The 24,459-nt window shown below is 59.7% G+C and carries 20 protein-coding genes; 11 read left to right on the top strand and 9 right to left on the bottom strand.

The genetic code is table 11. From position 1 onward, the window contains the following. The first annotated feature begins 33 nt into the window (after nt 1–33). From N688_RS02375 to N688_RS02340, 9 genes are all read left to right on the top strand, one after another. Nucleotides 34–855, top strand: a complete 822-nt coding sequence (locus N688_RS02375) for a TetR/AcrR family transcriptional regulator (RefSeq protein ID WP_052887788.1) — start codon at nt 34–36, stop codon at nt 853–855. Beyond that, on the top strand, nt 791–1,705 hold the full coding sequence (locus N688_RS02370) for an ABC transporter ATP-binding protein (protein ID WP_052887787.1): 915 nt from the start codon (nt 791–793) through the stop codon (nt 1,703–1,705). The genes N688_RS02375 and N688_RS02370 overlap by 65 nt, the downstream gene beginning before the upstream one ends. A gap of 46 nt (nt 1,706–1,751) precedes the next feature. Further along, complete coding sequence (locus N688_RS02365) at nt 1,752–3,398, top strand: ABC transporter permease subunit (protein ID WP_052887786.1); 1,647 nt, start codon at nt 1,752–1,754, stop codon at nt 3,396–3,398. 136 nt (nt 3,399–3,534) lie between these two features. Further along, nucleotides 3,535–4,305, top strand: a complete 771-nt coding sequence (locus N688_RS02360; RefSeq protein ID WP_202901821.1) for a DNA-3-methyladenine glycosylase family protein — start codon at nt 3,535–3,537, stop codon at nt 4,303–4,305. 38 nt (nt 4,306–4,343) lie between these two features. Beyond that, on the top strand, nt 4,344–5,771 hold the full coding sequence (locus N688_RS23705) for a DnaJ domain-containing protein (RefSeq protein ID WP_052887785.1): 1,428 nt from the start codon (nt 4,344–4,346) through the stop codon (nt 5,769–5,771). Nucleotides 5,772–5,946: 175 nt separating this feature from the next. Next, complete coding sequence (locus N688_RS02350) at nt 5,947–6,720, top strand: glycosyltransferase family 2 protein (protein WP_052887784.1); 774 nt, start codon at nt 5,947–5,949, stop codon at nt 6,718–6,720. Between the two features lie 160 nt (nt 6,721–6,880). Beyond that, complete coding sequence (locus tag N688_RS02345; protein ID WP_052887783.1) at nt 6,881–7,876, top strand: 2-hydroxyacid dehydrogenase; 996 nt, start codon at nt 6,881–6,883, stop codon at nt 7,874–7,876. A 212-nt stretch (nt 7,877–8,088) separates the two neighbouring features. Beyond that, nucleotides 8,089–8,376 (top strand): hypothetical protein, encoded by a 288-nt coding sequence (locus tag N688_RS22615; RefSeq protein WP_156025255.1) that lies wholly within the window; start codon nt 8,089–8,091, stop codon nt 8,374–8,376. A 316-nt stretch (nt 8,377–8,692) separates the two neighbouring features. After that, nucleotides 8,693–9,622: a hypothetical protein gene (locus N688_RS02340; RefSeq protein ID WP_156025254.1), complete on the top strand. Its 930-nt coding sequence runs from the start codon at nt 8,693–8,695 to the stop codon at nt 9,620–9,622. A gap of 150 nt (nt 9,623–9,772) precedes the next feature. On the opposite strand, the gene groL is transcribed toward N688_RS02340, so the two are convergent. Both groL and groES read right to left on the bottom strand, forming a co-directional pair. Further along, entirely contained in the window at nt 9,773–11,398 is a 1,626-nt protein-coding gene (gene groL / locus N688_RS02335) for a chaperonin GroEL (RefSeq protein WP_052887781.1), read from the bottom strand. 123 nt (nt 11,399–11,521) lie between these two features. Continuing rightward, nucleotides 11,522–11,812 (bottom strand): co-chaperone GroES, encoded by a 291-nt coding sequence (groES, locus tag N688_RS02330; protein WP_052887780.1) that lies wholly within the window; start codon nt 11,810–11,812, stop codon nt 11,522–11,524. Nucleotides 11,813–13,142: 1,330 nt separating this feature from the next. On the opposite strand from groES, the gene murI reads away from it, so the two are divergent. Continuing rightward, on the top strand, nt 13,143–14,087 hold the full coding sequence (murI, locus tag N688_RS02325; RefSeq protein ID WP_052887779.1) for a glutamate racemase: 945 nt from the start codon (nt 13,143–13,145) through the stop codon (nt 14,085–14,087). After that, complete coding sequence (locus N688_RS02320; protein ID WP_052887778.1) at nt 14,084–14,761, top strand: phosphatase PAP2 family protein; 678 nt, start codon at nt 14,084–14,086, stop codon at nt 14,759–14,761. The genes murI and N688_RS02320 overlap by 4 nt, the downstream gene beginning before the upstream one ends. A gap of 302 nt (nt 14,762–15,063) precedes the next feature. Here the strand turns inward: N688_RS02320 and N688_RS02315 are convergent, their stop codons facing one another. The 7 genes from N688_RS02315 to N688_RS02285 all read right to left on the bottom strand — a co-directional run bounded on the left by N688_RS02315 (nt 15,064) and on the right by N688_RS02285 (nt 24,165). After that, on the bottom strand, nt 15,064–16,461 hold the full coding sequence (locus N688_RS02315; RefSeq protein ID WP_052887777.1) for a complex I subunit 1/NuoH family protein: 1,398 nt from the start codon (nt 16,459–16,461) through the stop codon (nt 15,064–15,066). 205 nt (nt 16,462–16,666) lie between these two features. Then, a complete protein-coding gene (locus tag N688_RS02310) occupies nt 16,667–17,818 on the bottom strand; it encodes an NADH-quinone oxidoreductase subunit D (RefSeq protein WP_052887776.1) in 1,152 nt (383 codons plus the stop codon). A gap of 276 nt (nt 17,819–18,094) precedes the next feature. Next, nucleotides 18,095–18,265 carry a hypothetical protein gene (locus tag N688_RS22610; protein ID WP_156025253.1) on the bottom strand — a complete coding sequence of 57 codons (171 nt, stop codon included), beginning with the start codon at nt 18,263–18,265 and terminating at the stop codon, nt 18,095–18,097. A gap of 152 nt (nt 18,266–18,417) precedes the next feature. Next, nucleotides 18,418–19,143, bottom strand: coding sequence for an NADH-quinone oxidoreductase subunit C (locus N688_RS02300; RefSeq protein ID WP_052887774.1), 726 nt, complete (start codon nt 19,141–19,143; stop codon nt 18,418–18,420). After that, nucleotides 19,134–19,502 carry an NADH-quinone oxidoreductase subunit A gene (locus N688_RS02295; RefSeq protein WP_052887773.1) on the bottom strand — a complete coding sequence of 123 codons (369 nt, stop codon included), beginning with the start codon at nt 19,500–19,502 and terminating at the stop codon, nt 19,134–19,136. Before N688_RS02295 ends, N688_RS02300 begins: the two co-directional genes overlap by 10 nt. Nucleotides 19,503–19,732: 230 nt before the next feature. Beyond that, nucleotides 19,733–22,441: a protein phosphatase 2C domain-containing protein gene (locus tag N688_RS02290; protein WP_162179474.1), complete on the bottom strand. Its 2,709-nt coding sequence runs from the start codon at nt 22,439–22,441 to the stop codon at nt 19,733–19,735. A gap of 59 nt (nt 22,442–22,500) precedes the next feature. After that, the gene (locus tag N688_RS02285) at nt 22,501–24,165 is read right to left on the bottom strand and encodes a serine/threonine-protein kinase (RefSeq protein WP_162179473.1); all 1,665 of its coding nucleotides are present in this window, start codon (nt 24,163–24,165) and stop codon (nt 22,501–22,503) included. Nucleotides 24,166–24,459: the final 294 nt, after the last annotated feature.

The raw sequence follows: 24,459 nt of genomic DNA, 5'->3' as shown, positions 1-24,459 counted from the left end.
TACAGTCATTTAGTCAAGAAAGGAGGTGTTGGAGTGACAGATCAGCTGCAGAGGAAGCGTGGCAGGGCCCGTACGTCCCCGGAAAAGCGCCGGGCACGCGCTGAGCGCATTCTCGATGCTGCTGTCAAGCTCATCGAGCGCTGGGGCTACGATAAGACGACCATCGACGACATTGCACGCGAGGCCGGCGTCGCCAAGGGGACCATCTATCTCCACTGGAAGACGCGCGAGGACCTCTTTATGAGTGTCATCATGCGCGAGGCCCTGGCCGTGATCGAAGCACTGCAGAAGTACATCGCCGAGCATGCTGATAGCTTTGCTTTCCATACGCTTTTTCCCTATGCCTTTCTGCGCTACCAGGAGCGTCCGCTGGTGAAGGCGCTGCTGACTAACGATGTCAGTCTGCTCGGCTCGATGACTCAGCATGACTATCTACAGGGGAACTCGATCGCTCGCCGCAAAGTGCTTTTTGCTCATGCCATTCTGGCACAGATGCAGGAGGAGGGTCTGCTGCGCTCGGACCTGAGCCTCAAGCGCCTGGAATACATGCTGGCAGCCCTCTTTATGGGCTATATGACGCTCGACCCGCTCTGGCCGGAAGAAGAACGCCTTCCGCTTAAGCAACAGGCTCAGGATCTGGGCGAGGCCATTCGCCGAGCCTTGGAAAATCAGCAGCTACCGCCCCCAGAGAAGCGCCGTCGGCTGGCTTACACAGTCAATGAGCATATCGAAAGCTTCGTAATAGCCATTCGCGCTTACCTCAGCCAATATATGGAAGGAGAGAGTCATCATGACCGTCCTGATTCAAGCCAGCGGCCTGACGAAGTATTACGGTCGCAGCCGCGGCATCCTTGACCTGACCTTTGAGATCGAGGAAGGCGAAATCTTTGGCTTCCTTGGTCCCAACGGAGCCGGTAAAACTACGACGATCCGCACCTTAATGGGCTTCCTGCGCCCCTCGGCAGGCCGCGCCACCATCGCCGGCCTGGACTGCTGGTCGCAGGCTGCCGCCGTCAAGCGGCTCGTGGGCTACCTGCCCTCGGAGTTTGCCTTTGATCCCTCGCTGACGGGCGCCCAGATCCTGACCTACCTCGGCCACCTGCGCGGCGGCGTCGACCGCTCCTACGTGCAGCAGCTCTGCGAGCGACTGGACTTCGATCCCGGCAAGCGCTTCCGCGAGTATTCGCGTGGCAACCGCCAGAAGCTGGGTCTGATCCAGGCATTCATGCATCGTCCACGATTGCTTATCCTGGACGAGCCGAGCAGTGGCCTCGATCCCCTCAACCAGCAGGAGTTTTACCGCATGCTGCGGGAAGTGCAGAGCGAGGGACACACGGTCTTTCTCTCGTCGCATATCCTGCCCGAGGTTGAGCAGACCTGTAGCCGTGTCGGTATCATCCGCGAGGGACGCCTGGTCGAGGTGAATGAGGTGAGTCGGCTCAAGCACATGCGGCAGCAGACAGTCGTCATCAGTTTCCCTGGACCTGCCTCACCGGAGTGGTTCCAGGGGCTGCCGGGCGTGGCCGCCGTCCGCCTCAATCGCGACGGGCGCGAGCTGCATCTTGACGTCCAGGGCGAGCTGCAGGCAGTTATCAAGGTAGCCGCCGCCCACGATGCTCTCAGCCTCTCAACTCAGGAGCCAAGCCTCGAAGAGATCTTTCTGCGCTTCTATCAGGTCGACCAGCCGGTTGCCGCTGGCCGCTAAATGTCATTGTCCGCTTTCTGGCGGCCAGTGACGGGAGGGAACAGCTATGCTGCGTACGATCTGGCTGAAAACGCTGCGCGAGTACTGGATCGCAGTCCTCTGCTGGGGCCTCGGCCTGGGATTGCTGATCTATGCTATGTATGCCACCGCTCAGGATGCTCTCAGCGCTGGTGTCACGCAGATTTATCAGTCCTTTAGCTTCTATGGCGATCAGGTGGCGCTCAACACTATTCCCGGCTATGTCACCTTTCGCGTCTTTGGCACGACCTTGCCAGCCTTTCTGGCCATCTGGGCCATCCTGGCCGGCGCCCGCCTGGTACGCGGGGACGAGGAGCGTGGCACGCTCGATGTTCTGCTCTCGCAGCCAGTGGCACGGTCGCGCCTCTTGCTGGAAAAGCTGCTTTCACTGATATTGGCCATTCTTGTGATGATGCTTATCATTAGCCTCTTTATTCTGCTTGGCCAGCTCAGCGCCCACGAAACAGCCGATTACCCGCGGGCCCTGCTGACGACCCTCAACGTCGGCCTCTTTGAGCTGATCTTCGCCAGCATCGCCCTGCTGATCTCGCAGTTCGTGCGCTGGCGCGGTGCCGCCTCCGGCTGGACCGCTGCTATCCTGGTGCTGATGTTCCTGTTCGATAGCGTTGGGCGTATTCAGCAAAATGTTGACTGGCTGCGACGCCTGTCGATCTTTTACTACTATAACAGGAATAAGCCCTTAGTCCCCTCGGTGGCCACCAACTGGGGCGCCCTGGCGCTCCTCATCCTGCTCGCCGTGGTCCTGATCGTCGCCAGCACCCTGATCTTTGCCCGGCGCGATCTGGGCGGCGTGGCGTTCCAGCTCGCCCTCAATGGACGACGGCACCCGTCCACCGTCGAGCGCGCCCGTGCGCTGGCGCGCGCCGCTGGCGATCCCTTCTTGCGCTCGCTGAGTCTGCGCACCCTGCGCGCGCAGTTCACCTCACTCTTCTGGTGGACGATGATCACGCTCTTCTTCGTCGAATTTTTGACCGCTCTCATTCCCAGCCTGCTGGACATCTTCAGGAAGGCAGTTGCAGGTAATGCCGTGATGAGCCAGCTCTTTAGCGGCTACAACGTCGCTACTAACCAGGGCTTTCTGGGAGCGACCGTCTTTGCTTTTATCCCTGTCGCCTTGACCATCTTCGCCATGACGCTGGCTTACAGCTGGAGCCGCGACCTTGACAACAACCGCCTGGAGCTTATCCTGAGTACGCCTCACTCCCGCAGCCGCTTGCTCGGCGAGCACGCTGCGGCTGTGGTGGTGGCCTCACTGATTCCTCCGCTGGTGATCTGGCTCAGCCTCCTGGTGACAGCCAGCAGCATCAATCTGCGCATCGATGTTGGAGACACCGCTGCCGCCTGCTTCAGCATGCTGCCGCTCGAATGGCTGGCCGCTGCCCTGGTCTACCTGCTGGCGACACGCCTCTCCGCTGGCCTGACCACGGGCCTGGTCAGCCTTTTCATAGCTCTTTCCTTCTTGATGGAGTTTCTGCAACCGATGCTGAAACTGCCCGACTGGCTGATCAACCTCTCGATTTTCCACCTTTACGGTAGCCCAATCACAGAGGGTATGCGTTGGGGTCCCACCCTGACGGTCCTTGGCCTGGCCATCGCGGTGGCCCTGGCTGCTCTCTTCCACTTCAAGGAAAGCAGCCTCATGGCCAGGGCCTGACGAGAGCCTGCAACGCCCCACAGGCGGAGGAGTAAATCGCATCTCCTCCGCCTGTCTATCTGCTTCTTCAGTCATTATCTGCTCCATTGCATCCATCGCCTGCCAGGCCAGAGCGCGCCAGCGGCAGGAGGCCAGCATGTGCTACAATATCAGCGGCTGTGCTGTTTGCCTCAGCGGCCAGCTGGCAACCAGCGAGCAAGCAACTGGCATGAGAACATTGAGCGAGCAGAAAGACGGAGGGATGACCATCCAGCAATCTTGGACCGACCTTCTTGCTACAGCCACCCTGGCGCTGAAAGCCGGTGATCCAGTTCTGGCCAGCGCCATTGAGCGCGTAGGGCCGTGTACGCTGGTGCCGGACCCTAACCTTTTCGAAGCGCTGGTCGATGCCATCATCTCGCAGCAGATTTCTGTTCAGGCCGCCGACGCCATTATGGCTCGTTTGCGCACTCTTCTTCCACCCGGACCTCTTCAGGCCCAATTCCTTTCCGCCCTCGACGAGCAGCAACTGCAGGCAGTCGGCCTTTCTACACAAAAGATTCGCTATATACGTGATCTCTGTGCCCACGTCCTGAGTGGAGAGCTGGATTTGCAGCAGCTCCCAGCACTTGACGACGAGGCCGTTATCCGCGCCCTGACCACAGTCAGAGGTATCGGGCGCTGGACAGCAGAAATGATCTTGATCTTTTCCCTGGGACGCCTTGATGTCTGGCCCGTCGATGATCTGGGTCTGGCCGAGGGCCTCCGCCTCCTCTACGAACTAGAACGGCGCCCAACGCGCAAAGAACTGCTGGCCTTCGGCGAGCGCTGGCGACCTTATCGCACTCTGGCAACCTGGTATATCTGGCGCACACGGCGCTTGTCGATGCCAGGCAACCGTGTCAAAACACGTATTGTATCGCTCTAGCGCGATCCACTCACTTTCAGCAGGCAACAGAGCTGGCTATGGAGAGGGACGAACTGGAAAACTACTACGCCATTCTGGGTGTACCAGCGGATGCCGATCAGGAGACGATCAAACGCGCCTATCGACAACTGGCACGGCGCTACCACCCTGATCTGGCTGGCCCCGAGGGAGCAACGCAGATGAAGCGCATCAATCGCGCCTACGCCGTCCTGGGTGACCCCCAGAAGCGACAGCAGTATGATGTGGTCCTGCGCGGTGTGCTGGATGTACGTAGTGGCCTGCTGCGACCGCGCCGGCGTCCCCAGCGCATTGACCCACAGGAGGAGCTAGAGTTTGCCAGCCTGAGCATCTTCAGCACACGCGGCCCCCTGCGCGCCGGCGCTCGCCTCCAGACGTCCCTGGGAGTGATCTCGGCCCTGGGCAGCGTGCAAACGAAAGACAATGACTTGTACATCGCTGCTGGCACTCTGGATGGCCAGGGAGCCATTTGGAGCGTGGCCCGCAGTGCTCAGCTTGCTCAGTTTCGCACTGATCCTGCTCTGACAGTCGAATCGCTGCGTGAACTGCGCTTTTCACCGCATGGGGAGCTCCTAGCCGGTTGGGGGCGCCTCGGCTTGCACGTCTGGCGTACACAGAGCGGCTCGCTGCTCTGGAGCTACCCTTTGCAGCAGCGCACCGTTTTTGACCACTATACGCTCGATCTGGCCTTCGTAGAGGAGGGAAGCGTTCTTCAACCCCCGCCGGATTCGACAATAGATTCGTTCTCTCTGTACTTGCGCCTCGCCCTTCCCTATCAGGCCGAGGACCCGCGCACCCCGCGGAAAGTGGGAGTGCGTGCCACCGATGTCCTGCTCTACCAGCCGGGGCAGGGCGCTGCTCCCCAGGAGACCCTGGTCTGCATCGAAGAGGAAATCGAGAAGCGCCAGTTCTGGGCCATTCGCCTGCGCGCGCTCTCACGCGACACGCGCTCCCTGCTGACGCTTTCCTGTGGGCATAGCCCCGGCAGCCAGGAGGAGGTGATTGTTGTTCGGCGCTGGGACCTGACTGCCCGCACCCGCTTTGGGAACCGTCCGCGCCCACGCATTGTCACCTCTGTGCTGGCTGGAGCGTGTAGCGATTGTGCTCCGCCCTATGCGGTCACACCAGATCTGCAGACGGTGGTCTTCGCAGCGCGGCAGGAGCGTAATCGCGTGCGCGTGCAGAACTTGCGCGCTGCCACCTACTACGATCTCGCTGTCGGCACCCTGGGAGGCACCTCGCGTCTGGCGCTTTCCGATGATGCCAGCTGGTTGGCCGTGGCCCGCGAAGATAGCGAGATCAACGAGGGCGTGGTTGAGCTTTGGTCGCTGAGAGCAGGACAGCTGGCCCAAAAGCTCTACCATCCCTGGCAAATCAGTGCCCTGCATTTTGCCGATCGTCGCCTGCTCGTCGCCCTGACCGATGGTACGGTGCAGCTTTGGGAATGAGTCGAGACCGGGCGGCAGACCTGATGGATGCCAGCAGCCAGGAGAAGAAACAGCTCTATTCTTACCCCCTACCACCCAGAGAGTCGTCATCCCGGATAAGGAGAGAGGAGCACAAAGGGCAGATAGCCCCTATGCTCACTGCTCCGCAGCATCGGGAAGTGAGGTTACTGCAAGCATGCGCATTTCGGTGGTTGTGCCTGTCTACAACGAAGAAGCCACAGTGGCCCAGCTTCTGGAGATGTTGGCCAACGTCCCTCTTGATCTGGAGGTGGTCATCGTCGACGATGCCTCCACCGACCGTACCTGGGAGATCTTACAGACACTGCGTCAGCAGCCGCCCTTTGATCGCTATTGCTACCTACGCCACAGTACCAACCAGGGGAAGGGCATGGCCTTACGCACAGGCTTTGGAGCTATCACGGGCGACCTGGTCCTTATCCAAGACGCCGATCTAGAGTACGATCCTCAAGATATCCCCCTGCTCGTGGAACGCTGGATCTCGGCGGGTCACCCCCTCGTAGCTGTCTACGGCTGCCGTGATCTTTCTCGACAGCCCTGGCTGACACGCTGGGGCAATCGCTTTTTGACAGGGGCCACAAATCTGCTCTACGGCTGCCGCCTCTCCGATATGGAAACCTGCTACAAGCTCATGCCACGCGCAGTGGTGCAGGCTCTCCCTCTCCAGGGACACCGCTTCGAGATTGAGCCAGAGATCACCATCTATCTGGTACAGGCCGGCCTCACTATCCTGGAAGTCCCCATTCGCTATGCTCCTCGCCAGGCTAAAAAGCTCTCCCCCTGGCGCGACGGATGGCCTGCCCTCCTGATGCTCCTGCGTCGCCGTCTGGCGAAACCCTTCCGTCTACCCACCTCCCTGGCATGTCAACCGACCGATCGCCCCGACGATCAGACGGATCAGACACGAGGCTTGTCAGAGGTTATACAATAAAAGGAAAGTTCCAGCCAGCATAGCCAGCAGTCATCGACGGACCGCATGCGCCTGGTCTGTCAGCGAGGCTTCCCAGCTTCAATATGTTCAGGTAGACCGTTGCTCCAGCAAGTCAGCAGCAGCAGCAGTAGCAAGCAAGCAAGATCGGCAGGAGAGTGCTATGGCAGAACGTCCCAAAATCCTGGTGACCCAGCGTGTACCTGATGTTGCCTATCCACCTCTGGAGGCCATCGGCGAGGTAGAGGCCAATATGGAGGAAGGCGTTATCTGGCCCTACGAAGAGCTGCTCCGTCGCGGTCCCGGCCATGACTATATTTTCTGCTTGCTCACCGATCAGATCGATGCCCGCTTTCTGGAGGCTTGTGCCTCGGCCACGCCACGTCTACAGATGGTGGCCAATATGGCCGTTGGCTACAACAACATTGATGTCGAAGCGGCTACGCGCCTCGGCATTGCCGTCAGTAACACTCCTGGTGTCCTCTCCGATACTACCGCCGACCTGGCCTTCGGCCTCCTGATCGCCGTCGCTCGTCGCATTCCCGAGGCCGAGCGCTTCGTACGCGCCGGGAAGTTCAAAGGCTGGGGTCCTTTGCTCTTCTGCGGCGCCGATGTCCATCATGCAACCCTGGGGCTCATCGGCGTTGGACGCATCGGGAAGATCGTCGCCAAACGGGCCAGCGGCTTTGAAATGCGCGTCCTCTACTACAATGTCTACCGTCTGCCACCCGAGGAGGAAGCAGCCCATCATCTGACCTATGCCCCGCTGGACGAGTTGCTGCGCGAGTCCGATTTCGTCAGTATTCACACCCCTTACCTGCCTTCAACCCACCACCTGATCGGCGAACGAGAGCTGTCATTGATGAAGCCAACAGCCTATTTGATCAATACTTCTCGCGGCCCCGTCGTCGATGAGAAGGCCCTGGTCCGCGCCTTGCAGGAGAAGCAGATCGCCGGCGCCGGCCTGGATGTCTATGAGCACGAGCCGGCCATTGAGCCAGAGCTTTTGACGATGGAAAACGTGGTATTGCTACCCCATATTGCCAGCGCCTCCTATGCGACACGCAATCAGATGGCACTGGTGGCCAGTAACAACATTGTCGCCTACCACGAAGGACGCCGGCCCCCCAACCTGGTCAATCCCGAGGTGCTGGGCTAAGACTCAGCCCAGCACCCCCGGGCACTGGCCGCCGTGGACAACGAGAGGACTCAAGCCATCCTGCTCTTGGCCTTCCTTGAGGTAACGGGAGCAGGGCAGGTCAACAGAGAAGCTGATTGGTTGCTGGGCTGGGTAGGAGCCTCGTTGACTTTTGCTGCAGATTCTTCTACCATGTCTTTAGCAGTTTGCCATCCTAGTGGGAGAGGAGGGAAGTGAGTGAGAGGATTCCCAGAGAGGGGGGACAGGGGACGGTGAAGCGCACGGGAAAGTTACTCGCGAAGGAATCCGGCTTACGGGCCACTATTGGCGGTGAGGAGCGTTCTTATGTGCGTTGCGTCATTGCCGATCTCAATGACCCAACACGCCAATTCGAGTGCCGCGTGCTCGATGAGAACGATCTGCCGATCGCTATTGGCGAGCCAATGACACTGGAGATCGTCAGAGCTATCACCGATCGTCGCAGCGGACAGGTTCGCTTTGACTGCCGTTGGGTTCGCTAGCTCGCGGCTCAAGATAGCCGGAGCCGCTGACGTTCAGCGAGCAACAGCCCTGATGAATCGCCCGGACAGAACCAAGCCGCATGAGCAAGGTAAGGGACCCTGTCTACCGGTGTGAGAGGCCGGCATCCAAGTCGAGATAGCTCTCTCTGACCAGCCAGTCAGCAAGAAGCGATTACACGCGAGCGAAGAAGGGGCGCCGGAGCAAGAGGAGCTGCCTCGTCCCGGCTGTAACCGCCCCATCCACCCATCTCTTGTACAGAGGTCATTCTCCGACAACAGCTGCTGTTGTCGGAACGAACACGGGAGAGGTGCAGCCATGACCTGCACACAATGCAAGATAGAACTACCGGTCTCTGCCGTGGTCTGTCCCCAGTGTGGCACGGCAGTCTCATCAGGAGCACAGGCATATTATTCGTACCTTCCTGCCGATACACCTGCCTGGCCACGTGACCCGCGCGAAGTCTCCGGTTCCTTGCTGTTGGCCAACGGTCTTGCCGGTCAGAGTACGGCGGTCGCTTTTCCGGGTCAGACTCGACCAGCAGGGCGCTCCAGCCGCTGGCTTACGGTGATCACCGTGCTGCTCCTGAGCTGTCTGCTCGGCGCTGGTTTTGCTGTGGGGCTGCTGTGGGCCCACGGCTACTTTGCCCCCAAAGCGCCCGCGCACAGCGTTCAGCTCCCCAGCCAGGCGCCAGCGGCGACCGCCACGGCAGGCAGCCAGAGCTCGACCACAAACGCTCTGCCTACGCCATCCTCTTTCAAGCCCTTGAGCAATGCCAGTAGCCAATCTCTGGGTCTGACCATGAACCTCCCCCAGGATTGGCTTGAGGGTCAGCTCAACACTTCCAGCAGTGGGGTCAAAACGCTCACGCTCGATCCCCCTCAGAGTCTCTCAGCCCCCTTGAGCCTGCTGGTTGTCCAATTTCCCAGCGATGCCAACCAGGCCTTTTCCAGCGCGCACGAGCTTGACCAGTTTCTGATTCAGAACTTCGCCCAGGCCACCAGCCTGAGCAATCCACAAACACTGACCAATACCCCCCAGACACGGACCGTCGGGGGCCAGAGCTGGAGCGAGGACGACGTGAGCTTCCCCTTGAACAACAACCAGAGCTTGCACCTCGTCACCCTGAGCGTCATGCACCAGCAACATTACTATAGCCTTCAGTTCTATGCCAGCAATGACGTTTTTGACGAGGCAATGCAGAAATACTACGATCCGATGCTCAACTCGCTGCACTTTATCGCCTGAGCAAAGCCGGCGTTGGCAGCCAGTCAGCTCTCTTACAGTCAGCGAGGCCCTCATCCTCTCCAGCCAGAAGGTAGGGGAGGAAAGAGGGCCTCGCGACAACCTGGCCCCGCTCCCATCGCAGAGAGTCGGGGTGAAGCGGTTCGAAGAGCGCTAGTACTCAGGCATAGAAGGAGCAGCAGCTTTCTCTTTCTCAGGCACGTCAGTGATGAGGGCCTCGGTGGTCAGGATCATGGCCGCGATGCTGGCAGCATTCTGCAGGGCAGAGCGGGTCACCTTAGCGGGGTCGGTGATGCCAGCGGCGATCATATCCTCATAGCGATCGAGCAGGACGTTGTAGCCATAGTTGCGATTATTCTGCTCGCGCTGAGCGCGCAGGATGCCCTCGACCACCACCGAGCCATCCTTGCCGCCATTGATAGCGAGCTGGCGCACCGGCTCCTCCAGGGCGCGGCGCAAGATCCTCACCCCGGTCGCCGCATCTCCGGTCAGCTCCAGCTTGTCCAAAGCCTCGATCGCATTGAGCAGAGCCACACCGCCGCCGGGGACGATCCCCTCCTCAACTGCGGCCCGAGCCGCCGAGAGGGCATCCTCGACGCGGGTCTGGCGATACTTCTGCTCCACCTCTGAGCCGGCCCCCACTTTGATCAGCGCCACGCCGCCGGCCAGCTTTGCCAGGCGCTCCTGCAGCTTCTCGCGATCGTAGTCGCTGGTTGTCTCCTCGATCTGAGCCTTGATCTGACGAATACGGGCCTGGATGTCAGCCGGATTGCCGCGGCCCTCGACGATGGTGGTCGTATCTCTGGTGGCCACCACGCGGCGAGCCTGGCCCAGATCGGCCAGAGTCACCGAATCAAGGCGGCGGCCCATCTCCTCGCTAATCACCTGGCCGCCAGTCAGCGCCGCGATATCGCGCAGCATTTCCTTACGGCGATCGCCGAAGCCCGGGGCCTTGACAGCCAGCACGTTCAGCACGCCACGCACCTTATTCACCACCAGCGTCGCCAGGGCATCCCCATCGACATCTTCAGCGATGATCACCAGCTCGCGCCGCCCCTGCTGCGTAATCTTCTCCAACACCGGCAGGATATCCTGAACAGCGCTGATCTTGCGATCGGTAATCAGGAGATAGGGATTCTCAACGGCGGCTTCCTGCTTCTCGTTGTTGGTCACGAAGTAGGCCGAGACAAAGCCTTTGTCGAGCTGCATGCCCTCGACAAACTCCGTCTCGAAGCTGGTACCGCGCGAAGCCTCGACGGTGATGACGCCGTCCTTGCCGACCTTGTCCATCACATCGGCAATCAGTCTGCCGATCGTCTCATCCGCCGCAGAGTTGGTGGCGATATGGGCAATATCTTCTCGCGTCTGCACCGGTACTGCTACCGAACGGATATAGTCGACAACCGCTTCGGTGGCGCGATCGATGCCATACTTGAGCTGCATCGGATTGGCACCAGCGGCCAGGTTCTTCAAGCCTTCCGTGACGATGGCCTGCGCCAGAACGGTGGCCGTCGTTGTGCCATCACCGGCCACATCGTTGGTCTTGGTGGCCGCTTCCTTCAGCAGCTGGGCCCCCATATTCTCAAAGGGGTCTTCCAGCTCGATCTCTTTGGCCACGGTGACGCCGTCGTGCGTAATGGAGGGAGCACCAAACTTCTTATCGAGGGCGACGTTCCTGCCTTTGGGGCCAAGGGTGACTTTGACCGCGGCAGCGAGAATGTCGATCCCTCGCTTCAGAGAACGACGCGCCTCACTGTCAAATACTAACTGTTTTGCCATTTATCGATTGTTCCTTCCTCTCTATCTTGGCTAAGCGATCGTTCCGTTCGGTCGATGACAGCTCTCTCTTCTCTATAGAGAGGGGAGCGCCAACAAAGGGGGAGAGTGTACAGCGGGGATCAATCAGCTCAGAACGGCAAGAATGTCGCTTTCTTTCAGCACCAGGTATTCCTCACCATCGAGCTTGAACTCAGTGCCACTGTACTTGGCAAAGAGCACCCGATCACCCTCGCGCACCTCCAACGCCGCCCGCTCGCCATTATCAAGCAGCCGACCGCTCCCTACGGCAACGACGGTCCCTTCCTGGGGCTTCTCCTTGGCCGTATCAGGAATGACGATACCACTCTTAGTGACCTCTTCTTTGGCCGCGGGCTTCACCACCACGCGGTCGCCAACAGGACGGATCTTCGCCACGAACGTCTTCTCCCTTTCTTCCGCTAGTTGTTTAGAGCTTCTCTTATAGAGGACCCATCGCGTCTTTCGCGTACCAGCACAAGCGAACAAAAGGGGCTATCAGGCAAGCTCCCACTCTCAGAAAAGCTTCGCCTCCTCCTGGTGGCCACCTTGTCGCTGACCAGGCCGCCGCCCTCGCCTTGCCTCTGGCCTCAGATACGGTCTGGAACGATGCAGACTCCGATTCCCCGCTCTGTGCGCGCGGTCGGCAGCCGCAGGACAGGGAGACAGCAGAACTGGGGACCACTGGAGCTCACGAGCACCCCTCGAGCAGCTCAGGACGGGCTTGTTTCCATCCCATGCGGCTGAGTAGAATCCTGCCCCTCATGCTCAGGCATGTAGTGGATCACACCAGCTATGTTGACTGAGCGATACTGTGAATAGTCACAGCTGCAAGGGCCCCCAGCGGCGCACCCGCTACAGCAATAAGCCTTGCCCTGCACGATCGTTGGAGACCAGCGAATCTCGATGTCGCAGTTCGCACAGCGCAACGGCTGCGGTTGTGGCGCCCGCTGAGCACTCTGACCAGCGTTCCCTTGTGACCGATTGCCCGCTGCGTACATGGGTCCTCGCCTCTCCTTGCTGTCCAAGCAACACCTGAGCCTGCTCTGAGTATGCCACACCCCTCATTAGAGCTGCGTAGGAAAAGCATTAGAGAAGCGTAGGAAGAGTGTTAGAGAAGCGTTAGAATCACCACCCGGTTGCATCCAGGACGGACGGCAGCGCTGCGACCTCCCTCTGCCAATCGAACCCTTCCGACAAGTGAGACAGATGTCGCCGATGTGGTTGATCTCTCGTCTGGATCGTTCTATATAAAGTACCCTGACTGATACGACCAACGCCCACGGCCTCTGGAGAATGGTTCACTTCGCTTGAGATGAGCACCGCCGCAGATCGGTGGCCGCATCCAGCGAAGATTCTCCTTCGCGGAGATACCCAATGTCGTCAGTCAGAGAAGTCCGGCTGAGTCGCTGTGGTTCTCCGGAACGGTCTGAGCCAGCCTGCACGCGCGCAAGGTAAGGACCAGACAAGAGCAGCAGCCACGGACTCGGATTGCATGCCCTGGGACAGTGGAGTATTCTAACGAAGAGGCCCCTGGCGCCTTTCTGCTCGCCTGACCTTATGGTTGAGAAGCCTGGCTCTTCTGGCCAGCATCTCGCCCGCCAGCCTCTCCAGGACAACGCCAGGCGCTCGCCATCAGGAGACGTGCCTTTCCATGTTATCACTATGCTGGTGAATTTTCAGTAGTATTATGCACAATAGTTACTTTAAACAAGCATCTGAGGCACCATTGAGTAGTAGGCTACAGAGCGTCCATCTCCAGCAGGAGGGAGAGTCTCAGCCATCAAAACTGCCGACCCTGCAGGCCCCTGGAGCCGGTCAGGCCAGCGCTCCCATCGGGGTTTTTGACTCGGGAGCCGGTGGATTGACCATTCTCAGCGTTCTGAGGCAAGAGCTACCCGGCGAGGACTTCCTCTACGTCGGCGATACGGCTCACTGCCCCTACGGCCTGCGCAGTGAGGCTGAGATCACCCTGCTGGGGCTGGAGATCAGTCGCTTCCTGGTAGAACGCGGCGTGAAACTGATCGTTGTCGCCTGCAATGCCGCCTCACAAGCGGCCCTTGCCACTCTGCGCGCCACCTTCCCTGTGCCCTTCGTCGGGGTAGTGCCCGCTGTGAAGCCCGCAGCACGCCTGACACGCAAGGGTCGTATCGGTATCATTGCTACGAATCAAGCGGCGCGCTCGCCCTATTTGCGCCAGTTAATTGCCGACTTTGCTCGCGATAGTGAGACCTATAGCCACGGCTGCTCTGAGTTGGTGACCCTCGTCGAGCGTGGCGAGCTAGATACGCCAACGGCGGAGGAGGTCGTGCACCAGGCTCTGAAGCCTGTGCTCAGCAAGGATATCGATGTGCTGGTACTGGGATGCACCCATTTCCCGGCTTTGCGCCCGCTGATCGAGCGCGTCGCCGGCAGCGGTGTCCAGGTCATCGACAGCGGAGCGGCAATTGCTCGCCGGACACGCGCCGTGCTGGAAGCTGCCGCCCTCCTAAAGCCCTCGACGAAGCAAGGGGGCCAGAACCCCACCGGCAGACTGGAAGTCTGGTGCAGCGGCGACCCCACGTCCTTCCGCCAGGTCGCCTCTAGCATTCTGGGCTATCCCGTCGTGGTGCACCAGGCCAGCCAGCTCGCTCAGATCACAACTGCCGCCGCTCATGAGGAAGGGAAAGAGTGATTGTGATGAATAGCCGCCGTCTGACTCAGGTGCTCAAAGAAGATGCCGCCGGCCCTCAACTTGGTGAATTTGGTATGACTGATAGCGAATCTTTGCGCTTACGAATCGCACGTCACGTTTCCAATGTTCTTGCACCTTTTTCGATCTCTTTGCCACTGGTAACACTAGTAGCACTTTATCATAGCGCCGATCCGCGCTATGCGCTGGCTTGCGCCTTTGTCACTCTCTTTTTCCTAAGCCTTGGTCCCCTGCTCTATATCGCCATCGGCGTTCACACCGGTCGGCTCTCCGATCTGGAGATCACGCGCCGCTCCGAGCGCATGGGTCCTTATGTCTTCTCTATCTCTTCAGCCACCGTCGGCCTCTTCGTCTTGCAAACGCTCCACGGCCCCTATAATTTGATGACGCTGCTGATCATCACCATCACCAGCGGCATTGTGATGCTCTTCATCACGCTCTGGTGGAAAATCAGCGTTCATGCCTCCTCAATGGCCAGCGCAGCAACCTTGCTGACTGCCATGTACGGCTCAGTGATGTTGCCACTCTTCCTGCTGCTCATCCTGGTAAGCTGGTCAAGGGTGGCCTTACGCCGGCATACAGTGGCCCAGGTGACGCTCGGCGCTCTCCTGAGCATCCTGCTCACCACTGTCATCCTTAAGCTGCGGGGCTTCTAGGAAGGAGCCACGCGTCTGCCCTTCAGCTCGCGCTGAGAGGCCTCTCTTTTAACAGGGAGCGGGGGAGGGAAGCAGGGACAGGACCTCTTGAGAGTCTCTCGAGAGAAGAGGCACGCAAGAAGACGACTTCTGATGAGCAAGGCAGGAGAGCCTGTCAGGCCGACAGCGGCGAGACAGGCTCTCCTGCTCTTTTGGCGAGATACCGGCCTGGCGTAGCAGCAACAGCAAGAGCGGCAACAACAGCCCTACTGATGCCTGCTCCACCCCCGACGGTATCTCTCTGGCTCCTGCTGAGCGCAAGGTTAGCGGCTGCTGCCGGCGCCGGCACCAGTCACACTGGCTCGCTCTGGCTCAGGGAGCTGCGGAGCGGCGGGAGCCGCTGCAAGGGCCGCCAGGCGCTGGCGAGCGCGAATGGCCGGCGCCACTGCACGTCGCGTCGAGGCAGTCGTCGCCCGGCTGACCACCCAGAAGAAGCCAAAGAGCATCAACCAGTTGACAACCCCCAGAACGACCAGGAAGACCAGATTCGAGGCCCCCAGAGCGTTCAGAACCAGATAGAGCGCTCCAGTCAGGACAATGTTAACCAGGGTCGTGGGGATCAGAATCAGCCAGGCAAACTGCATCAGCTGATCGGCACGCAGACGCGGCAGCGTCGTCCGCACCCAGATGAACACGCCACAGAGCAGGTAGACCTTGAGGATGAAGTAGAAGAGCGCCAGCAGATTGCCCAGGACTTGCCAGCCAATGGCCATGCCTGGAGCCGTTAGGAAGGCCACGCCCGGACCCGACCAGCCACCCAGAAAGAGCATGGCCGTGATGGCAGAGACAATTGTCATATTGCCATACTCGCCCAGGTAGAAGAGCGCCCAGCGCATGCCGCTATACTCAGTGAGGTAGCCAGCCACCAGCTCCGACTCAGCCTCCGGCAGATCAAAAGGCGAGCGGTTCGTCTCGGCCAGTCCACAGGTATAGTAGATCAACAGGAGCAACGGCTGCACCAGAATAAACCAGGCCCAGGGCGTGAAGCCTTCGAAGATGAAGTCCCAGACGGGGCTGCCCTTGCCCGGCCAACTCTGCGCCATCTGGAGATTCATGATGTCCTTGATAGCGATGGTGCCAAGGCCGCTGTCATGCAGGACGCTCGTCAGCATCACAATGCCGATCAGAGAGAGCACGAGCGGCAGCTCGTAAGAGATCATCTGAGCCGCAGAGCGCAGGCCCCCGATCAGGGCATACTTGTTGTTCGAGCCCCAGCCTGCCATGACCACACCCACCACATCGAGCGAACTCATAGCGATCAAGTAGACAATGCCTGTCGCCAGCACCCCGCCCGGCAGGCTAATATAGGGCGAGAAGGGCAGCACGGCAAAGGAGGCAATCACTGGGGCAAGAAAGACCGAAGGGGCCAGGATAAAAACAGCCTTATCGATTTTGCCGGCATGAATATCTTCCTTGAGCAGCAATTTGCCCACATCGGCCACGGTCTGCAACATGCCCCAGGGTCCCGTGTGCAGCGGGCCATAGCGATCCTGCATCCAGGCCATGACCTTGCGTTCGGCCAGGATCAGAATCACAGCACTGGTCAGCACGAAGCCAAAGATGGAAAGAAACGCCACCACGAACTGGAGAAACTCCCAAGAAAGGATGCCGTGGAGGAGCTGCTCCCACCAGACTTCGGCTAATACAACTCCACCGGACATAGGATACACTCCACTCTCTTACCTTGCATCAGCGAGCTTACGAGCAAGACATGCGCACCCAGCTTGTCTTCAGAGCAGGCCAGCAGCCGTGGTCACCGCTGCCAGGCAGGAAGGAACGGTTGTCCGGCCTGGAGCCAGCAAGCGTTTGAAAGGCTGGCAGCCCTGTCGCGACAAGAGAGGCTGCGTATGGCCTTGCCCGCGAGCGTTAACGATCGACCTCTCCCAGCACAATATCCAGGCTTCCCAGAATGGCCACGACATCGCTCATCTTGTGGCCGCGCAGCAATTCGGGCAGAATCTGAAGATTGACAAAGGAAGGCCCACGAATCTTGGCCCGCCACGGGTACTCGCTGCCATCGCTGATAAAGTAGATCCCCAGCTCGCCCTTGCTGCTCTCAATGGCAAAGTAGGTTTCACCGCGTGGTGGACGGAGCGCAATTGGTGTCCGCGTTGAGATCGGGCCACCTGGCAGCTGATCCATTGCCACCCGCACCAGGCGCAGGCTCTCCGCCATCTCCTGCATACGCACCCGATAGCGCGCATAGCAGTCACCTTCCTGCCGCACCTGGGGATTGACCTTGACTTCCCGATAGGCCATATAGGGGCGATTGACCCGCAGGTCCCAATTCACGCCACTGGCGCGCAGCATCGGGCCAGTCAGTCCATAGGCGATGGCCTGCTGGGGATCAACATAGCCAACGCCCTGCGTACGCGCCTCGAAAATCTCGTTTCCCGTGATCAGGGTCTCTAGCTCTTGCAGGTTCTTTTCGAACTGATTGCACCAGGCTTCACACTGCTGGAGCCAGCCCCTGGGAAAATCATGGAGGACGCCACCCACACGCATATAGTTGACATTAAAGCGGCTTCCTCCCAGGGCCTCGAAGAGCGAGAGAATCCCTTCGCGATCGCGGAAGGTCCACAGAATCGGCGTAAAGGCACCCAGGTCGAGCAGATAGGTACCAATGGCCACCAGATGGCTGGCGATGCGCTGCAGCTCATTGGTGATCAGGCGAATGTATTGGGCACGGCGCGGCGGCTCTATACCCATTAACTGCTCGACCGCTCCTACATAGGCGGTTTCGTTGAGCATCGGTGAGAGATAGTCGGCATTGTCCATATAGCGAATGCCGGCCATCACCGTGCGATTCTCCAGAATCTTCTCAATGCCACGATGGAGGTAGCCAATGACCGGCGTACAATCCACCACCGTCTCACCCTCCAGGGTGAGTACGAGGCGGAGCACGCCGTGAGTGCTCGGGTGCTGCGGCCCCATGTTCAGGATCATTTCCTCCGAGCGCAGCTCACCGGGCGCTACCCCTTCGAGGGGAGGTCTATTTACACCTTGATTGGTCGCCATAGCTTCCTCGCAGCTCTTTGGTCTCACTCAGCAGGTAGTAGGGGTAGTCAGTGCTGAGTCTCCGCAGTGGGCAAGCCTGCGTGACGTACCACTGACTGTGCAGTACCTGAACCTCGACGCAGCTCTCCAGCCGCTCAGAGCAGGATAACGCTTCACGCTTGTTTTTTCTGCGCTGCTAGCTGGCTGGTTGGCCGACTGCTTGACAGGTAGGGCAGCAACCAGGCCAGAATGATGGGCGAGGCGAACCTTGCTTTAGACAGCTACCGGGCGAGCGCCTCAGCGCCTTCGCCTTCGGGAGAGGCGGAGACTGAAGTTGACAGTCCAGAGCAGCGCCAGGAGCGCCGCCATCGCAGCGTAGAGAATGCGGTTCGGATCTCGCTCCAGGCTGACATAAAAGACGATCGCCAGGCACCAGAAGGCCAGCGCCAGAAAGAGAGACCAGAGCAAGCTACGCCACTCGGACGCCGAGCGGGCAGGAAGCGGTCGCTCCCTCTGCCCAGACCCTCGCCCTTGCGAAGGCTGCTCCTGCTCAGCACGCCTGGCGGCCTGCGCTGAGGCTCTGGCTTTGGCTCCTTTGCTGCTCCCCCTGCTGCTGGCCATCAGCGAGCCTGGCCCTCCGTCGAAGCTGAGCGCGCCTCTCCTTCTTCCTCTTCGTGCCCATGAGCATGGGAAGCATGGCCAAAGGTTGGCGTTCCTGGATGCAGCCGCTCTAGCTTGCCCTGACCAAACTTCTTCTGCACCACATGCTCAACCCCACGCTGTTGATACTGACCAGCAACTGCCATATTGGGATCAACCTGGGTCGTGGCTGGCGGCTTGACCGTTAGAGGCACCTGATGGAAGCTCTTCAGCAGCGGGTACCCCTCAAAGTCATCATCAAGCAGCATACGCCGCAGATCGGGATGCCCCGTAAAACGGATGCCGAACAGATCGTAGGTCTCCCGCTCCAGCCAGTTCGCTGTCGGCCAGACCGAAACTACGCTATCCACCTCTGGGCTCTCCGCATCCAGGCGTACTTTGATCTGCAAGAGCGAGCCACGTGTGGTCGAACGCACATGATAGACTGTCTCCAGATGGTCAAGCATGTCAACCCCAGAGACGCAGCTGAGCAGGTCAAAGCCAAGCTGATCGCGGAGAAAGCGACAGACAGCAACCAGATGGGCACGATCAACCTCGATGCCCAGATAATTGCCTTTCATCACCCGCGGCCCCACCGGCTGACCGGTGATCTGCGCTAGCGGCGCCAGGTCGCGTGCAAGCTCGGCGAGCTCGTCACTATAGTCAGAGGCGCTCGGAATCTGCGAAACACGCGGCACTATATCCATCGGATCACTCCCTTGCGCCAGGCATAGACCAGACCGAGCGCGAGCACAATAATAAAGAAGAGTATCTCAAAAAAGCCAAAGATACTCAGACTTTTGAAGAGGATAGCCCAGGTGATGATAAAGACAATATCGACATCGAAGGCGACGAAGAGCAAGGCAAAGATGTAGAATCCCAGCGGATACTGGACCCAGGCCGAACCGATCGGCACCTCGCCCGACTCATAGGTCTGCAGCTTTTCTGAGGTCCTGCGTCTGGGAGCCAGCAGATTCGCGACCGTCATTGTGATCAGGACAAAGGTGAAGCCGGCGGCCAGCAGAATCGCGGCATAAAGATAACCAGTACTGGTAGTTAGTGACACACGCCTTCCTCCAGCTGTCGGACCCTTGTTTACAAAGGAAAAGAGGGTCAGAAGATGCTGCAAAGATTATAGCACAGGGTTGAACAGGCGACAAACTGGCCGGCTGACTCTACCCCTCTCTGGCCTGGCCTGCCCTGGCCTGCCTTGCCCTGCCCTGCCGGGTCACTCCCCAAAAAGCAAGCGCCAGGAGGAGGATGCTTCTCTCCTGGCGTGTCTCTGCTGCTGTGGTTTCAGCCCTGCGGCAAGGTGGGCAGAGCAAACTGATCTGGCTGAGCAAGGACGTGCAGGCTCGTCAGGCCTTTTGCTCGGCTACTTTCGACAAGCTGGACGACAATGACGGAAATGTTATCCTCGCCACCTCCATCGAGCGCGAGCTGCACCAGATCATCAACCAGCTGCTGAGGATCAACGGGTTTGCGCAGTACGGCCTCGATGTGGGGATCACGAGTCATATCCCAGAGACCATCGGAGCAGAGCAAGAGCTTATCGCCAGGGAGTAGTTCTTCGCGGAATGGATCCACCTCGACGATCGGCTTCTCTCCCAGGCTCCGATAGATCTGATTGCGCTTCGGATGGGTGTAGATATCCTCGGGCTTGATAATGCCTGCTTCTACCAGGCTAGCGACTACCGAATGATCCTGCGTTACCTTCTTGAGACCCCTCCCCTCTCGATAGAGATAGGTGCGGCTATCGCCTACATTGGCGACATAGGCCACGGAGCCGACAATCAACGCCGCGGTCATGGTGGTTCCCATGTCGGCGTGCTCGCGCTGGTTCTGCTCATGAACAGCCTGATTGGCTGACTGCACCCCCTCTACCAGGAGGTGCTGGTAGTCATTGCTACTCAGCTCCTGCTCGCGTAGTAGTGAAGGGAGCACGTAGTCGACGATAGTCTGAATGGCCAGACGGCTAGCATCCTGCCCATTGGCATGGCCTCCCATGCCGTCGGCCACGACGAAGAGGCCCCAGGGCTGCAGCTGCCCACCCAGTTGCCGCCCCCCAAGAATGGCGAGCAGACTGTCCTCATTCGGCTTATGACGTCGCTTAATGCCTGGGTCAGTACGATGACCAACCACCAGCTGAAGGCTCTTCATCCGCTGTCTTCCTCTTACGACCTGGGTTTTGCCCTCTGACCTCGATGGGGCGGGGGCAACGATCGCTTGCGTTGGCTGCTCGCTGAGCGGTGGCAGGACAAAGGTGGGTTGATCGCTGAGTGGAGGCGACGGGGCGGCTTGAGCGGGTGGAGAAGAGGAGGCAGAGAAAGCCGATGCTGGCATCTCGTTTGCGGTCGGCATCTCTGGCCCCGGCATGGGCGATGCTGGCTGAGGAGCGACTACCTCGGGCGGCACGAGCGCGCGGAGGCGCAGGCCCGAGGTCGATGGGGAGAGCAACACACCGCATGAGGGACAATATTCGACACCGCGGCTGACCTGCTGCTTACACCGCGGACATTGCAGCAGGGCACTGGCTCCAGCAGCCCCCGTCGAGGCCGCCGCTCTTTCCTCTCTCTCCAGCTGCTCCTGCTGCAGCCTCGCTGCAGAGACCGCGGCATGCTGCTGCGCCTGGAAGGCCTTGGCTCGCTGACGCTGACGCTCCGCCTCCAGGTCCGCCTGGCGCTTGGCTTCTTCCTCTTCTTTGCGGAAGCGCTCCAGCTCCTTGCGCCTCCTGACGCGCCCCACCGTCAGGGTGACGAACAGCAGAATTATCACCAGCAGGAGCAAGCCGACGATGCCTCCCCAGACAAGCAGCGGGAGGCCCGCAAAACCGACTTCGCTGCTTCCTGCCTGGGGCTGAGCCTGGCCGGCTGCAGGGGCCTGCAGACGCTGATCGATCAACTGGAGGAATTGCTGGGCTCCTCGCAGCTGGTTTTGACTGAAGACGAGGACTTGCTGAAACTCCCCTTTGGCCTGCTGATACTGGCTACGATAATAGTCCTGGACACCAGCTCGCCAGTGAGTAAGGAGCGGATTAGCGGGCGCCGTTAGCAGGTTGAAGCCACGAAGGAGCATACTTACTTGACTGGCGTCGCTGGCCTCGCCGTTGAGAAGCCGCAAGCCGACTACCTGACCAGCCTGATTGACGATTGGCATACCCCCCTCCTGCGGCTCACCAGGTGCCGAGATGGCGGTGTTTACAGGTCGCTCCTGGCCCCCAAGGAGCTCGGGGGTGAGAAAGTTTGGCGCCTGGCTGGCCTGAGCTGGCAGGGTCCCGCTGGCGTCAGTAAGCTCCAGCCCAAAGGTTGTTGTTTGCCCCCCGGAGGAGAGCGATGCCAGGTCGGCATAAGGTAGAGTATAGGCGCTATGGAAAGGAACAAGCACGAGGGCATGGGCACAATTATTCAGTTCTATCGGGCAACTACTGCCACCGTTTGGGAGCAGCTGGCCACGATTCGAGCAGCTCAGGGGGGAGCCAGAGCAAGTAATGTGGGTCAGCAGGGTCCCCAACCCGGTTGAACTGCTATAGATATCAATCGAGGTCAATTGGTCTGGGAGGTCACCGGTACTGCCACTATTTCCACAGAGGCGCAACCTGCTCACCAGATCTCCGTCGGTTAAGACCCAGGCGTTGAGGTCATTTGCTCCCCGCGACTGCCAGCTTCTAACAAGCACCCCTAAGCCCGTGCACTGAACACCAGGCAGACTCAGCGGCACGAGCTCATCAGATAGCTCGCTCGCCACTGAGGTCCGTGACAGAGGCAGCTGACCACCACCCGCACGGCCAGGAGTATAGGTCACCAACAAACGAACGACTGCTGCCCCTACCAGGTCAAGCACCTGACTTTTCCCGACGTCGACGCTCCCACCTCCAGGAGCAGCGACTGCAGCAACAGGCCACAGGAGCTGTAAGGCGATGAGAAGAGCGCCAAGCAAGGGGCCAATTACGGTTGACAGCAGGCCGATGCTTTTCCTTTCCGCGGAACACAGGTAATACGTACTCATCGGCACTTTCTCCCTTACATCCAAAGCTGACGAAATGCGCCGAAGGAGCAAATAGTTTCTCATCGTCCTAACCTGGCTTGCAGGCGCTGTAACATGGCCTGAGCCGCCTGATTGGTAGGCATAGCCCCAACAACATAGCGGCACTCGCGCAGTGCATCGCCGAGCTTGTTCTCCCGCTCATAGACCTGGCTTAAGAGGAAGCGCGTCTGATGATCGGCGGGATTGATAATCAGGACCTGCACAAAGCTCCGCTCAGCCAGTGATAGCTGATTGAGTCGCCAGGCCAGCTGGCCGATCTCATAGTGCAAAGCTGCGAGCAGATTCGGAACCTTGGGAGCGAGTCGCAAGGCTTCTTGAAACTCCCGTAAGGCAGGCTCGAACTGACTCAGCCGCTCGTAGCACTGCGCCAGGCGCTGGTGGGCCTCGAAGTCATTGGGATTCAGGCGCAGAGACTGCGTATAGGCTGTGCTGGCATCACCCGGGCGCATGAGGATGAAATGATAGACATCACCAACCAGCTTATGCGTCTCAGCATCGCTGGGATTGAGCTGGACTGAGCGGTTGTACGCTTGAATCGCCCGCTGAGGATCAGGCGGCTGGCGGCGCGCAAAAACTTGCCCAAAGATCTTATGGACCAGGGCATTGTTTGGCTCCAGGGCATAAGCCTGCTGGACAGCCGCATAGGCAGCTTCGATTCGCCCGGCCTGCAGCTGAGCCTGCGCTGTGAGGATGAACTGTCCGGCTGGGCCGGTGGTGCTGCCAGCAACTGGTAGAGCCACCTGCCCCGGCGTTGCCGGCCCGACTGCTACTGTTGGTGGCACGCTGCTCATCAACGGAGGCGCAGCTTTGATCGGCGGCAGGCTCAGAATCGCCCGCTCCATCTCCGCCGCGCTTGCCCAGCGCTGCTCTACGCTGGGCGCCAGCGCCTTCATGATGACTTGCTCAAACTCGGGCGAGACATCGGGGCGCAAGCTTCTCACCGGTGGGAACGAGAAGATCGTCGGCCTATTGTTGGCCGCATCGTGATGCGTCAGAAGGCGATGCAGTGTCGCCCCCAGGGCATAGATGTCGCTGCGCGGTTCCGGCATCCCATGCAGCTGCTCCGGTGGCGCATAGCCAATGGTCATGATGATCGTGGCCTGGCGCTGCGACTGGAAGGTACGCGCAATGCCAAAGTCTATGAGCTTGATCTCATCACGGTCTGTGACCATGATGTTCGACGGCTTCAGGTCACGGAAGATAATCGGTGGACTCTGGCGATGCAGGTAGCTCAGAACGTTGCAGATCTGCTGTGCCCAGCTCCTGGCACGCGCCTCGGGTACACCACGCGCTCCACTCACCCCCACAACATTCCCCTCCTCCTCCAGCACTTTGGCCAGCGTGCGCCCTTCGATGAAGTCCATCACCAGATAATGGCGCCCCTCTTCCACAAAGAAGTCGCGTACGCGCGGGATACAGGGATGATTCAAATCCAGCAACAGGGTTGCTTCTCGTTTGAACCACTCGACCGCCTGGTTCCGCTCCACCTCGCTCTGAAAATCGTCCAGCATCTCTTTGACCGCGCAGGGACGCTCAAAGCGCAGATCGATCGCGCGATACACAGCTCCCATACCGCCCGCCGCTACCAGGTGCTCAATTCTATAGCGTCCGTTCGACAGCAAGACCCCAGGGCTCAGGCGCATCACCCCAGCCCCCGACGCCGCCGATCCGACACTCTCCGGCATCACACTACCAGCCCCAACCGCCGCCGGAGCTCCCGGCGGTGGAGGCAGCCGAGGCCCGCTCTCGCTTTGCCCGCTTGCAGGTGTTGCTGCATTCCCGGCAGACACGACTTCTCTGGGATCAGAGTGATTGCTAGCCATCTTTCCTTACACCGCTTCTTGATGCAGCCCTGAATTCTCTATTAAAGGGTCGCCCCTTGCCCTTGCTTCTTTACAAGACGCACCGACTATCTCCTGGCCTGTCTACCACTCCGCTACCCCCAAGCCCCCGACATTAGCGATCCTCTCTATCAGGTT

Source organism: Thermogemmatispora carboxidivorans (assembly GCF_000702505.1).
Classification (GTDB): Bacteria; Chloroflexota; Ktedonobacteria; order Ktedonobacterales; family Ktedonobacteraceae; genus Thermogemmatispora; species Thermogemmatispora carboxidivorans.
Note: the sequence above shows the minus strand (reverse complement) of the source record. Positions and strands in the feature narration are given on the sequence as shown.